The organism is Blattabacterium cuenoti (assembly GCF_014251375.1).
GTDB classification, from domain to species: domain Bacteria; phylum Bacteroidota; class Bacteroidia; order Flavobacteriales; family Blattabacteriaceae; genus Blattabacterium; species Blattabacterium cuenoti_K.
Map to the genome: position 1 here is coordinate 489,820 of NZ_CP059187.1, position 13,833 is coordinate 503,652.

11 protein-coding genes and 1 pseudogene are annotated in these 13,833 nt (G+C 27.6%); 3 read left to right on the plus strand and 9 right to left on the minus strand.

What is annotated here, in order from left to right:
• From dnaB to H0H71_RS02390, 6 genes are all read right to left on the minus strand, one after another.
• On the minus strand, window positions 1-1,608 hold a 1,608-nt coding region (dnaB, locus tag H0H71_RS02365; protein ID WP_185856492.1), incomplete at its 3' end, for a replicative DNA helicase.
• A gap of 42 nt (window positions 1,609-1,650) precedes the next feature.
• On the minus strand, window positions 1,651-2,607 hold the full coding sequence (locus tag H0H71_RS02370) for an acetyl-CoA carboxylase carboxyltransferase subunit alpha (RefSeq protein WP_185855944.1): 957 nt from the start codon (window positions 2,605-2,607) through the stop codon (window positions 1,651-1,653).
• A gap of 57 nt (window positions 2,608-2,664) precedes the next feature.
• Window positions 2,665-3,426: a succinate dehydrogenase/fumarate reductase iron-sulfur subunit gene (locus H0H71_RS02375; protein ID WP_185855945.1), complete on the minus strand. Its 762-nt coding sequence runs from the start codon at window positions 3,424-3,426 to the stop codon at window positions 2,665-2,667.
• Window positions 3,427-3,448: 22 nt separating this feature from the next.
• Window positions 3,449-5,485 carry a fumarate reductase/succinate dehydrogenase flavoprotein subunit gene (locus H0H71_RS02380; RefSeq protein ID WP_185855946.1) on the minus strand — a complete coding sequence of 679 codons (2,037 nt, stop codon included), beginning with the start codon at window positions 5,483-5,485 and terminating at the stop codon, window positions 3,449-3,451.
• Window positions 5,486-5,521: 36 nt separating this feature from the next.
• Entirely contained in the window at window positions 5,522-6,181 is a 660-nt protein-coding gene (locus tag H0H71_RS02385; protein ID WP_185855947.1) for a succinate dehydrogenase cytochrome b subunit, read from the minus strand.
• Window positions 6,182-6,243: 62 nt separating this feature from the next.
• A complete protein-coding gene (locus H0H71_RS02390) occupies window positions 6,244-7,416 on the minus strand; it encodes a cysteine desulfurase family protein (RefSeq protein ID WP_185855948.1) in 1,173 nt (390 codons plus the stop codon).
• Between the two features lie 182 nt (window positions 7,417-7,598).
• On the opposite strand from H0H71_RS02390, the gene rny reads away from it, so the two are divergent.
• The 3 genes from rny to lpdA are packed head-to-tail and all read left to right on the plus strand — an operon-like array spanning window position 7,599 to window position 11,670.
• Window positions 7,599-9,170 carry a ribonuclease Y gene (gene rny / locus H0H71_RS02395; RefSeq protein ID WP_185855949.1) on the plus strand — a complete coding sequence of 524 codons (1,572 nt, stop codon included), beginning with the start codon at window positions 7,599-7,601 and terminating at the stop codon, window positions 9,168-9,170.
• A gap of 16 nt (window positions 9,171-9,186) precedes the next feature.
• On the plus strand, window positions 9,187-10,158 hold the full coding sequence (locus H0H71_RS02400; protein ID WP_185855950.1) for a deoxyhypusine synthase family protein: 972 nt from the start codon (window positions 9,187-9,189) through the stop codon (window positions 10,156-10,158).
• 60 nt (window positions 10,159-10,218) lie between these two features.
• The gene (lpdA, locus tag H0H71_RS02405; protein WP_185855951.1) at window positions 10,219-11,670 is read left to right on the plus strand and encodes a dihydrolipoyl dehydrogenase; all 1,452 of its coding nucleotides are present in this window, start codon (window positions 10,219-10,221) and stop codon (window positions 11,668-11,670) included.
• A gap of 117 nt (window positions 11,671-11,787) precedes the next feature.
• On the opposite strand, the pseudogene H0H71_RS02410 reads toward lpdA, so the two are convergent.
• The 3 genes and pseudogenes from H0H71_RS02410 to H0H71_RS02420 form a co-directional block, all read right to left on the minus strand.
• Window positions 11,788-12,380 (minus strand): annotated as a pseudogene (locus tag H0H71_RS02410) (uracil-DNA glycosylase); the annotation flags it as partial.
• Window positions 12,364-13,413, minus strand: a complete 1,050-nt coding sequence (locus tag H0H71_RS02415) for a fatty acid desaturase family protein (protein ID WP_185855952.1) — start codon at window positions 13,411-13,413, stop codon at window positions 12,364-12,366. The gene H0H71_RS02415 and the pseudogene H0H71_RS02410, both read right to left, overlap by 17 nt.
• A gap of 41 nt (window positions 13,414-13,454) precedes the next feature.
• On the minus strand, window positions 13,455-13,808 hold the full coding sequence (locus H0H71_RS02420) for a 4Fe-4S binding protein (protein ID WP_185855953.1): 354 nt from the start codon (window positions 13,806-13,808) through the stop codon (window positions 13,455-13,457).
• Window positions 13,809-13,833: the final 25 nt, after the last annotated feature.

Below are 13,833 nucleotides of genomic sequence, written 5' to 3' on the forward strand. Positions count from 1 at the left end.
TTCCCAAGAAGACATTTTTTTTTCTTCAAAATCCATAAACTTGGATTGACTTTCTTTATCTAGAATATTTTTTTGATAGTCTTTTTCCCAAGAAGACATTTTTTTTTCTTCAAAATCCATAAACTTGGATTGACTTTCTTTATCTAGAATATTTTTTTGATAGTCTTTTTCCCAAGAAGACATTTTTTTTTCTTCAAAATCCATAAACTTGGATTGAGTACTTATAAATTTTACCCGAAATTTATCCAATACTCCATTTCTATGTTTTGCGATTATTATTTCTGCTTGACCAATACAAGAAGAATCACTTTCATCTGTATCCCAGGTATTGAATCCATAATATTCAGGTCTATAAATAAATAAAACAATATCAGCATCCTGTTCTATAGCTCCAGATTCACGTAGATCAGATAACAAAGGACGTTTACTTCCACCTCTTGTTTCTACAGCCCTAGATAACTGTGATAAAGCAATTATAGGAATATCTAATTCTTTTGCTATAGATTTCAAACTTCTAGAAATAATTGATATTTCTTGTTCTCTATTGATAAATCTAGAATATCCATGATTGTACCACCCCCCCATTAATTGCATGTAGTCTATCAAAATTAATTTGATTCCATTCTGAGAGATCAAACGACGACATTTTGCACGTAAACTAAATATAGATAAAGAAGGACTATCATCTATAAAAAGAGGTGCTTCTTTTAATTTTTTAGTTTTCATAAAAAGTTGTTTCCAATCTAAATCAGAGAAATAAGACTTTTTCAATTTATCTGAAGAAATTCCAGACTCTGAGGAAATTAATCTTGTTATTAATTGAATAGACGACATTTCCAAAGAAAAAATAACAACTGGAATTTTTTGTTCTATTACAATATTTCTAACCATTGACAACATAAAAGTTGTTTTTCCCATACCAGGTCTAGAAGCTAGTATAATTAAATCTGAATTTTGCCATCCGGAAGTTACTTTATCCATTTTATAAAACCCAGAAGAAATTCCGCTTAACCCATTTTTATTTTCTCCTATTTTTTTTATTCTTTCAATAGCTTTCGCAATCAGAGTTTGCGAACTCTCGTACTTTTTAGATCTTAAATACTTTTGATTAATTTCAAAAATTTTAGATTCCGATTGATCTAAAAGTTCAAAAACATCCGTCCTTTCATCATAACAGTTTTCTATAATTTTAGAAGAAATGCTGATCAATTTTCTAAGTATAAACTTCTGTTGAACTATTCTGCTATGATATTCTATATGTGCAGAAGAAATCACTTTCTGGGTGAGTTCTATTAAATAGATCTCCCCCCCAATAAATTCAAGCTTTCCATCTTTACGAAGTTGGTTAGAAACAGTATAGATATCTACCGGTTTAGAATGATGATATAATTTTTGAATAGCGCAAAATATTTCTTGATGTTCTTTTTTGTAAAAAACTTCAGGAAAAAGAATATCAATAATTTCATCTAATCCTTTTTTATCTATCATCATAGCGCCTATTATCGCGTATTCTAAATCCAATGCTTGAGGAGGTATTTTTCCATTTTTCTTGAAATTTGAACGAAATTTATTTTCTTCCTCTTGGACGAGATAATTCATTTTTATCATGAGATTTACAAAAATTCCAATAAAAATAATAAATAATAATAATTAATCATAAAAAAAACCTATAGAAATATACTTATTCTTTCTCTTTTGAATAAGAACTTCTGTATCAAAAAATGATAATTGTTGATAATATTTCATGATTTTTTTTTTAACAACTTTATATGCTAATTCAGGACGAAAATGAGCCCCACCTAAAGGTTCTTTAATAACATCATCTATAAGATTGAATTTATGCATATCTTCTGCTGTTAATTTCAAAGATTCTGCTGATTTTTCTTTTTTATCCCAATTCCCCCAAAGTATTGTGGAACAACTTTCAGGAGAAATAACAGAATACCAAGAATTCTCCATCATAGAAACCTTGTCACCTATTCCAATTCCTAATGCCCCTCCACTCGCTCCTTCTCCTATAATTAGGACAATTATAGGAACTTTCAAAGACATCATTTCATAAATATTCTTTCCAATAGATTCTCCTTGCCCCCTTTCTTCCGCTTCAATTCCCGGAAAAGCACCTGGAGTATCTATAAAAGATACAATTGGTTTACGAAATTTCTCAGCAAGTTTCATAAGACGTAACGCTTTCCTATACCCTTCTGGGTTAGGCATCCCAAATCGTCTATACTGACGATCCTTAGTGTTTTTACCTTTTTGAGTTCCTATAAACATAAAAGTTATATCTTCTATTTTTCCAAATCCACCTATCATAGCTTTATCATCTCCAATATGACGATCTCCATGTAATTCAATAAAAGAATCTTTTTTTGTGATAGAAAGAATGTAATCTAATGTATAAGGTCTATTCGGATGTCTAGATAATTGAACTCTTTGCCAAGGAGTTAATTGACTATGTAATTTTTTAATAGTTTGTTCCAATTTAGATTGTAATCGATTACAAACTTCTTTCATATCTACACCGCTTTTTTTTTCTATTAAAATGCAGTTTATATATTGATCCTGAATTTCTTTTATAGGTTTTTCAAAATCTAAATATTCCATTTTCTGATAAGATAATATGAATCTTAAAAAAAAGATCTTATTTTTTTAGAAAAAATTTTATGTATATGAGAGAATATATTCTTTATTTAAAAAAGAAATGTGTTCTGTAGAAATTCCTTTTGGACATTCTATTTCACAAGATTTAGTATTAGTACAGCTTCCAAATCCTTCTTCATCCATTTTTTTTACCATATTTAATACACGTTTTTTTCTTTCTATTTTTCCCTGAGGGAGAAAAGAAAATTGTGAAACTTTTGCGGAAACAAATAACATGGCGGATCTATTTTTACATGCTGCTACACACGCTCCACATCCAATACATGTAGCTGCATCAAAAGCTTTATCTGCATTTTCTTTTGGAATAAGAATCATGTTTCCATCTACTGTATTTCCAAATGTATTCACGGAAATGAATCCTCCTGATATAATAATTCTATCCAAAGAAGATCTATCTACAACAAGATCTTTAATTACAGGAAAAGGGGTCGCTCTCCAAGGTTCAATATATATAGTCTCTCCATCATGAAACCGACGCATATGTAACTGGCACGTTGTTACTAAATTATCTGGTCCATGAGCTCTTCCATTTATATATAAAGAACACATTCCGCAAATTCCTTCTCTACAATCATGATCAAATGAAATAGGAGATTCTTTTTTTTTACTATATAAAATTTGATTATTTAAAAGATCTAACATTTCTAAAAAGGAACTATCAGGAGATATATTATGAATTTTATAAGTTTTAAAACATCCTTTTTCTTTATGACTTTTTTGCCTCCATATTTTTAATATAAAATTGAGTAATCCTTTCTTCATAAGAAATAAGTATTTATTTTTTTTATTTATAAGAACGAGATTGCAATTTTACAAAATCAAAAGATAACTTTTCTTTATGCATGATTTCTTCACTAATAGGTTTTCCTTTTTTATATTCCCATATAGAAACATATTTGTAATGAATATCATCACGAAGAGCTTCTCCTTCTTTTGTTTTATATTCCTCTCTGAAATGACTTCCACAAGATTCTTCTCTATTTAAAGCATCCATTGCTATTAACTCTCCTAATTCTAAAAAATCTGCTACACGTCCCGCTTTTTCTAATTCTAAATTCAATCCATCATTTATATTTCCAGGGACAAAAACATTTTTCCAAAATTCTTTACGAAGTTCTTGTATTTTTTTTATGGATTTAGACAATCCTGTATAATTTCTACTCATTCCAACATCTTTCCACATTATTTTTCCAAGCTCTTTATGAAAAAAGTCAACAGAAAAATCGCCCGACTTGGAAAGGAATTGTTTTATTCTATCTTTTACATCTTTCTCAGATTTATCAAATTCCTCATGTTCTGTAGATATGTTTTTTGAATCATGTATAATATACTCAGATAAATAATCTGATATAGTATATGGCAAAATAAAATATCCATCAGCTAATCCTTGCATTAATGCAGATGCTCCAAGACGATTAGCACCATGATCTGAAAAATTTGCTTCTCCTATTACGTAACATCCTTTTATAGAAGACATTAAATTATAATCAACCCATATCCCCCCCATAGTATAATGAACAGCAGGGTAAATTTTCATAGGATTTTTATAAGGATTTTGATTAGTTATTTTCTCATACATATGAAATAAATTTCCATATTTAGATTCCATCACACTTTCTCCTAATTTTCTAATTTCTTGAGAAGTTGTATTTTTTATTCCAAGTTCATTTGCTTTTTCTATTCCATACTTCTCTATAGAAGAAGAAAAATCCAAAAAAACCCCTTCTTTTGTTTCATTATTCTCTATTCCCAACCCTTTATCACAACGTTCTTTAGCCGCGCGTGAAGCAACATCTCTTGGAACAAGATTTCCAAACGATGGATAACGTCTTTCAAGATAATAATCTCTTTCTTTTTCAAAAATTTCTTCAGGGAATTTATCTCCATTTCGTACAGAAATAGCATCTTCCACTTTTTTTGGAACCCATATACGACCATCATTTCTCAATGATTCTGACATTAATGTCAGTTTAGATTGATAATTTCCATGAACTGGAATACAGGTGGGATGTATTTGAGTAAAACAAGGATTTGCAAAAAATCCACCCTTTTTATGAACTTTCCATATGGCACTTGCATTAGATCCCATCGCATTAGTAGATAAGAAAAATACATTTCCATACCCTCCAGATGCAATAACAACTGCATGAGCTACATGACGTTCAATTTTCCCAGAAATTAGATTTCTTGAAATAATCCCTCTAGCTACTCCTTCTATAACAACTAAATCAAGCATTTCATGACGATTATACATTTTAATTCTTCCTTTTCCAATTTGTCTTGATATAGCTGAATAACACCCCAACAAAAGTTGTTGTCCCGTTTGTCCTTTTGCATAAAAAGTTCTAGAAACTTTAGTTCCTCCAAAAGATCTGGTTTCAAGATATCCAGCATAATCACGAGCAAATGGAACACCTTGAGCAACACATTGATCAATAATATTAGAAGAAATTTCTGCTAAACGATAAACATTTGCTTCCCTAGATCTATAATCTCCACCTTTAATAGTGTCATAAAAAAGTTGATCAACAGAATCATTATCGCCTTTGTAATTTTTAGAAGCATTAATTCCACCTTGCGCAGCAACAGAATGAGCTCTTCTAGGAGAATCTTGATAACAAAAAACTTTCACTTTATACCCCAATTCAGCTAAAGTAGCAGAAGCAGAACCACCAGAAAGACCTGTTCCAATTACTATAATTTCTAGATTAGATCTATTATTAGGAGATACTAATTTTAAAGTAGATTTATGATTTTTCCATTTATGAGTAAGTTTACCACTCGTGATTTTTGAGTTTAATTTAAAATAATTTTGAATCATCCAATTAAAATTTTCATTTTACCAGTAAGTAGGTAGTTAGTTAGTTTCCCATTGAATGAGAAAAAACCAAATAGCTATAATAGAAAAACCAGAACAAATAATCCAAAAATAAATACAACCTAATTTCTGTATCCAATACAATCTTTTTTTATTGGATAACCCTAATGATTGAAAAGATGATTGAAATCCATGATTCAAATGAATCCCTAAAATAAGAAACGAAAAAACATACAAAAACGTATATATAGGATTTTTAAACAATGAAATAACGACGTTATAATCCGAATTTAAATTGTGATTAGAAGAATATTTCATAGGAATCATGAAATTCATTAAGTGTAAAACCAAAAAACATAAAATTAAAAAACCTGTGTAAATCATAGTACGGCTACCAAATGAGGAAATTGATTGTTGCATAGCATAATTTCTATTTCCTCTAGATTTTCTATTCTTAAAATGTAATCTTATTCCAAAAAGAATATGAACAATAAATCCTAATGCAAGAACATATTCCAATATTTTAACAATGACATTTTTTCTCATAAAAGAAACTGCTTCATTAAACGATTCTTCTCCAGAAAAAAGAAAAAGATTTACACTTAAATGCAACAATAAAAAAGACATGAGAAAAAAACCAGTCATCGCCATAACTATTTTACTTCCAACAGAAGATTGAATAAAATGACATTGATTCATTCTACTTAATAACTAGAATTTCTATCTAACTGCATAAATATATTTAAAATTTTTTAATAGAATCAACTTTCTATTTTCTTTTTTAAAGCTTCTATTAAAAAATCAATATCTTTTTTTTCATTGAAAATTCCAAAAGAAATTCTTATAGGCATCATTGTTTCTAATAGCTTCTTATTATTTGTAATAGATTGAATAACATGAGAAACATTTTTATATGTATTAAAATTATTTGATTTACAAGAGCTTCCGTTTGATATAGCTATGCCCATTAAATCTAAATGGAAATATAATAAGTTATCTTTCTTTGGATAAAAAATATTTAATATAGTAGGAATACTTTTTTCAAGAGAATCTGATAATCCATTAAAAATAACATCTGGAATGATTTTTTTCAATTCTGATATACAATAAGATTTTAAATTTTTTATTTTTTCTAGATGATTTGTAAAATTGCAATAAGATAAATTCATAGCTTTTGCTAATCCTACAATTCCATAAACATTTTCCGTTCCTGAACGAATCCCATATTCTTGGTTTCCCCCGGTCATTAATGGTTTTATTTTTTTTATGATTTTTTCTTTAATATACACAAAACCTATTCCTTTAGGGCCATAAAATTTATGAGCACTGGCCGTTGCGAAATCAAAAGGAAACTTTTTCATATTAATTGGAATGTTTCCTATTATTTGAATAGTATCTGAATGAAAATAAGCATTATATTCCTTACAAAGAGAAAGTACTTTATCTATTTCCAATAAATTTCCTATTTCGTTATTAGCATACATTAAACTAACAAGCATTTTTTTTTTATTAAAATTCTTTTTTAATATTTTTTCTAGATGATTCAAATCTATTACACCTTTATTTTGAATACGAACAAATTCTACAAGAATTTTATATTTATAGGACAAATCTAAAACTGTTTGTAATACAGAATCGTGTTCCAATGGAGAAGTCAAAATAGATTTGACTTTTAAATCTATTATAGCAGATCTCAAAACGATATTATTAGCTTCTGTACCACCTGAAGTAAAAATGATTTCATATGGATCAGCGTTAATTTCTTTTGCTATACGAATTCTAGATTTTTCTATGATAGAACGAGTTTTTCTCCCATAACTATGTTGTATAGAAGATGGATTTCCAAATGATTCTTTTAATGTCTTTAACATAACTTTGATTACTTCACTTCTGACAGGAGTTGTAGCTGCATGATCTAAATATATTCTTTTCATTAAATTGTAAATTACTAAAATACAATTAGTTTAAAATAAAAAATAAAAAAAATCTCACCATTAATTTTGTATATTTATCGTGATTCTTTGTAAAAGAAATTTTATAGTTTTTACTTATTGATTTTTATTAAAAAATGTTATTAAAATGTCTATTTTATTTTTATTTAAATTAAGTAAAAAATATGAAAATAAATGTTGTATTTTCTGTTTTAATGGGGTTTATGATTGGAATTATTACATGTTATTTTTTTGGAAAAAAAACCATACTGAAAAAATATATTCAATTATTAGAAAAAGCCAATTTTCAAGTCAAAAGAATTATAAAAAACGCTGAAAAAGAAGGGGAATCTATAAAAAGAAAAAAAATGCTTCAAGCAAAAGAAAAATTTATAGAACTTAAATTTAAACATGAAAAAGATGTTCATTTTAGAGAGAAAAAAATAATTGATATAGAAAAAAAAATAAGAGAAAAAGAAAATAGATTATCCAAAGAAATAGAAATTTATTTTAAAAAAAATAATAGACTAGAAACACAAATTCATGATTACGAAAAAAGATCCAAGATTCTTCAAAAAAAACAAGAAGAGTTTAACAATATGCATTTCAAACAAATAGAATTACTAGAAAAAATATCCAATTACTCTTCTGAAGAAGCTAAAAATGATTTAATTGAAATTCTTAAGGAGGAAGCAAAGATAAAAGCACAATCACATATACAAAATATTATAGAAGAATCTCAACTAACTGCAAAAATAGAAGCAAAAAAAATTGTCATTCAAGCTATTCAAAGAATTGGGACAGAAAAAGCAGTAGAAAATGCAGTTTCCGTATTCAATATAGAATCAGACGATGTTAAAGGAAGAATAATTGGAAGAGAGGGAAGAAATATAAGAGCTTTAGAAAAAGCAACTGGTGTAGAGATTATTGTAGACGATACTCCAGAAGCAATTCTTTTATCTTGTTTTAATCCTATCCGAAGAGAGGTCGCTAGATTATCTCTTCACAAATTGGTAATAGATGGCCGGATACATCCTGCAAGAATTGAAGAAATAGTAGCAAAAACAGAAAAACAAATTGAAGAAGAAATAGTAGAAATAGGAAAAAAAAATATAATAGATCTAGGAATTCATGGAATTCATCCTGAATTAATTAAAATGATAGGAAGAATGAAATATCGTTCTTCTTATGGCCAAAATCTTTTGCAACATTCTAGAGAAGTTGCTCATTTATCTGGAATATTTGCTTCAGAATTAGGATTAAATTCTAAACTAGCAAAACGCGCAGGACTATTACACGATATTGGTAAAATTCCTGATACAGAATCAGAGCTCCCCCATGCCATTTTAGGAATGCAGTGGGCAGAAAAATATGGAGAAAATATGGAAGTATGTAACGCAATAGGTTCGCATCATGATGAAATAGAAATGAAAGTCTTAATTTCTCCTATTGTACAAATATCGGATTCTATTAGCGGAGCACGTCCAGGAGTAAGAAGAAATTCTTTCGAATCCTATTCAAAAAGATTAAAAAATTTAGAAGATATAGCTTTCAGTTTTGATGGAGTCAATAAAGCATTTGCTATTCAAGCAGGAAGAGAACTACGTGTTTTAGTAGAAAGTAAAAAAATAGATGATAAAAAAGCCTTTCAATTATCTTGTGATATAACAGAAAAAATAAAAAATGAAATGACTTATCCAGGTCAAATCAAAGTAACAGTTATCAGAGAAACTAGAGCGGTACAAATAGCTAGATAAAATTACAAAAAAAATTATGAAAGATTCTATCACTTCATTTATTGATAAATATTTTCTACATTTTAATGCTTTAACTTTATCAGAAGCTGCTAGAGCATATAAACAGCATATCAAAAATAATGGAAAAATGATGATTTCCTTAGCGGGAGCTATGAGTACAGCAGAATTAGGAAAAATTTTGGCAGAAATGATTAGAAAAAATAAAGTCCACATAATTTCTTGTACAGGTGCTAATTTAGAAGAAGATGTCACAAATTTAATAGCTCATTCTCATTATAAAATAATTCCTAATTATAGAGATTTAACTCCTGATGAGGAAAAAAACTTTTTAAAAAAAGGATTCAATCGGGTAACAGATACATGTATTCCAGAAGAACAATCTTTTAAACTTTTGCAAAAACACATTTTTAATATATGGAAAAGGGCTAAAGAAAAATCTGTCCGGTATTTTCCACATGAATATATTTATCAATTATTATTAGAAAATATTTTAGAACCATATTATAATATAAATCCAAAAGATAGTTGGGTATTAGCTGCGGCAAAAAAAAACTTACCCATGGTTGTCCCAGGTTGGGAAGATAGTACAATAGGAAATATATTTTCTTCATATTGCATCAAAAAATTATTTCAACCATTTCTTATAAAAAATGGCATAGAATACATGATGTATCTTGCAAAATGGTATCAAAAAGAATCTATTCATAAAAAAATAGGATTTTTTCAGATAGGGGGAGGAATTTCAGGAGATTTTCCCATTTGTGTTGTCCCCATGCTTTCTCAAGACTTAGGATTACATCCTACTCCTTTTTGGTCTTATTTTTGTCAAATTTCAGATTCTACTACTAGTTATGGATCTTATTCAGGAGCTATTCCAAATGAAAAAATAACTTGGGGAAAATTAGACAAAGACACTCCAAAATTTATTATAGAATCAGATGCTACAATTGTAGCTCCATTAATATTTGCATATATATTAAATATGTAACTTTGTTGTTTAGTTTAACATTAACATAACAGACAGAAAAAAAAGAAAATAACTATCATAATGATACATAATAATAAGAAGAAGCATAATAATTCATATGATCTTGTTGTTATAGGATCTGGCCCCGGAGGATACATATCTGCTATTCGCGCAAGTCAACTTGGATTTCGTACTGCTATTATAGAAAAATATCCAAAATTAGGAGGAACATGTTTAAATGTAGGATGCATTCCTTCTAAATCTCTTCTAGATTCTTCCAAATATTATTTTTTATTATCTAAAAAAAACTATTATCCTGAACATGGAATTTTTTACAATCAACTTTCTTTAGATTTCAAAAAAATGATGAATAGAAAAAATGAAATTGTAAAAAAAATAAGTAATGGAGTCAAATATTTAATGAAAAAAAACAATATTGATTTCTATCAAGGAATAGCTTCTTTTAAAAAAGAAAATGTTATTTCTATTGAAAAAAAAAATAGTTCTAGTGCTAGTGATCAAGAAATACAATTTCAATATTGTATAATAGCCACAGGGGCTATCCCTTTAGGATTTCCATTTTCAAGTTTTGAAAAAAAAAGAATTCTTTCCTCCACAAAAGCACTTATTATGAATGAAATCCCAAATAGATTAATAGTAATTGGAGGGGGGGCTATTGGATTAGAATTAGGATCAATTTACAATAGATTAGGGAGTCATGTTACTATTATTGATTCAATGGATAGAATTATATCCAATATGGATCATTCCTTAAGTCAAGAAATTAAAAATATATTAGAAAAGTCTTCTATTCAAATCAAAACTTCTTCATTAATTACCAATATCATTTCAAAAAATGAAGAAGTATCAGTTCACGTCAAAGATAAAAATAATGGAAAAGAAATAATCTATATAGGAGATTATTGCCTTATATCCGTTGGAAGATCTCCTTATACAGAAAATCTAGGATTAGAAAATATAGGTATAAAAAAAAACAAAAAAGGATTCATTACAGTTAATGATTTTTTACAAAGTTCTGTAAAGAATATCTACGCCATAGGAGATGTGATAGGAGGAAAAATGTTAGCACACAAAGCAGAAGAAGAAGGATTGTATGTTGTAGAACATATATCCGGACAAAAACCTAATAAAATTAATTACGATCTAATCCCATCAATAGTATATACTTTCCCTGAAATATCGAGCGTTGGAAATACAGAAAATGAAATAAAAAAAAGAGGAATAGAATACAATACTGGTTTTTTTCCTATGAAAATCTTAGGAAGATCTAGTGCAAGTGGAAATAATGAAGGATTTGTAAAAATTATTTCTCATAAAAAAACAGATGAAATTTTAGGAGTTCACATGATAGGGGCACATGTTTCAGACATGATTATGGAAGCAACTGTTGCGATGGAATTTCGTGCTTCTTCAGAAGATATATATAGAATTTGTCATCCACATCCTACTTTTAGTGAAGCTGTCAAAGAAGCCGCATTACTAAGTTTTGAAAATCATTCTTTACATCTATAATTAGAATAATCTCAGTTTGGTTGGTTACCAAGAAATAATTTTTTTTCCTATTTTATGTAAAAATTGATTAGTTTTTAAAAAATGTTTAGATCCAAAAAATCCAAAATTTGCAGAAAACGGAGATGGATGCGATGTTTTTAAAACATAATGTTTGTTTTTATAAAATGAATTAACTATAGATTCTTTTTTTTTAGCATAATTTCCCCATAATAGAAAAACAACATTTTTTTTTTTTTAGAAATTATTCGTATAATTTGATCAGTAAAAATTTCCCATCCTTGGTTTTTATGAGATCCTGGATTCCCTTCTCTTACTGTTAAAATGGAATTTAATAGTAAAACTCCTTGTTCTGCCCAAACAATTAAAGATCCGCTATTTGTAAATGATTTTTTTTTCTTATTCTTAAAACAAGAATTATTGACTTCTATAAAAATATTTTTTAATGAAGGTGGAAAAGAAACTCCAGATGGAACAGAAAAAGAAAATCCATCAGCTTGATTTTTCTTGTAATAAGGATCTTGTCCTAAGATTACTACTTTCACTTTTTGAAAAGGACAATAATTTAAAGATGAAAAAATATTTTTCTTTTCTGGAAAACAAGTGTGATTTTTATATTCCATACTAACAAAATTGATCAACTTTTTAAAATAAGGTTTTTTCCCTTCATTTTTTAAATAAAAAAACCAATCAGAATTAATTTTTTCTATCATTTTTATTTTTCTTCTTTTTATTATAAGATTTAAAACTTATCATTTTTTTGTTTTTTTCATCCCAAAGTTTGTAACTAATGCATTTTAAGCTCCCTGAAAAATTTATTTTTGTTACATACTTATCAAAAATAGGATTTTTCCTATGACAATCTTGCAAATAATAAAAAGGAATGTTTGGAGCTAAATGATGAATGTGATGAAATCCTATATTCCCTGTAAACCAATGAACTATTCTTGGTAATTTATAAAAAGAACTTCCTTTAATAGCAGCTATGCAATAATCCCAATTAATTTTCCATTCTTTATAATTAGGATTGTGTTGGTGTTGAACATAAAAAACCCATACAGCTACAATAGAAAAAAAAATAACAATTGGAAACTGTATGAATAACAATTTCAAAAATCCTATAAAAAATCCTATAAATACATAAAAAAATAAAAAACAAAGATTGCTAATCCAAAGATTTAATTTTTCTTTTTTCCATCCTCTTATACGTATTAATGGCAATCTATTATGTATCAAAATATAATAGATAGGACCTAAAAAGAACATTATAATGAATGAACGATACATTCGGTATCTTATTTTTTTCAACAAACTCAATTGGTGATATTCACAAACAGTCAAAATTCTAATATCTCCTATATCCCTGAAATCCAATTGAGAATTATGTGCATGATGATAATTATGTGATTTTGCCCAGTATTTAAATGGAATTAATGTCAAAAAACTACAAACAAAACCTAACACATTGTTAACCTTTTTTGAAGTAGTAAAAGATTGATGTCCGCAATCGTGCTGAATAATAAATATTCTAATTAAGAAAAATGAATTTAATATAGATAATAAAATTGTTAAATATTTTGAATAATTAAAAATATAAAATACTATTATTATCCAAATAAAAATAAATGGAATAAAAGTGTTAAAAATATGAATTAATGCCTTATAATTGTTTGGATAATAAAATGGCTTAACTATTTTTTTCCAATTTTTAAAAGCTTGTTTTATTTCCAAATATTGAGGCTCCATAATAATACATTTACTTTTCTGATGAGCATTTAAAAATTTTTTTAATCGTGTAAAAATTTCTTTTTCTTCAGAAGATCTTCTTTAGATTCCAAATGATTTTCATCTAATACGCAACAATTCACTGGACAAATCATTGCACATTGAGGTTCTTCATAAAAACCAACACATTCTGTGCATTTTTCGGAAACTATAAAATAAATTTCCTGTTTTTTAGGAATCTGAAAACCAGAAGTAAAATAAATATTTTTTTTTGATTTTGATCCTTTATTTTTCTTTAATAAATTGGTTCCATCTGACATTCTCCACATTTTTCCTCCTTCATAAATTGCTTGATTTGGACATTCTGATTCACATGCTCCACAATTAATACATTCTTCCGTAATTTTTATGGACATTCAAAATAAATTTAGGAATTTAATA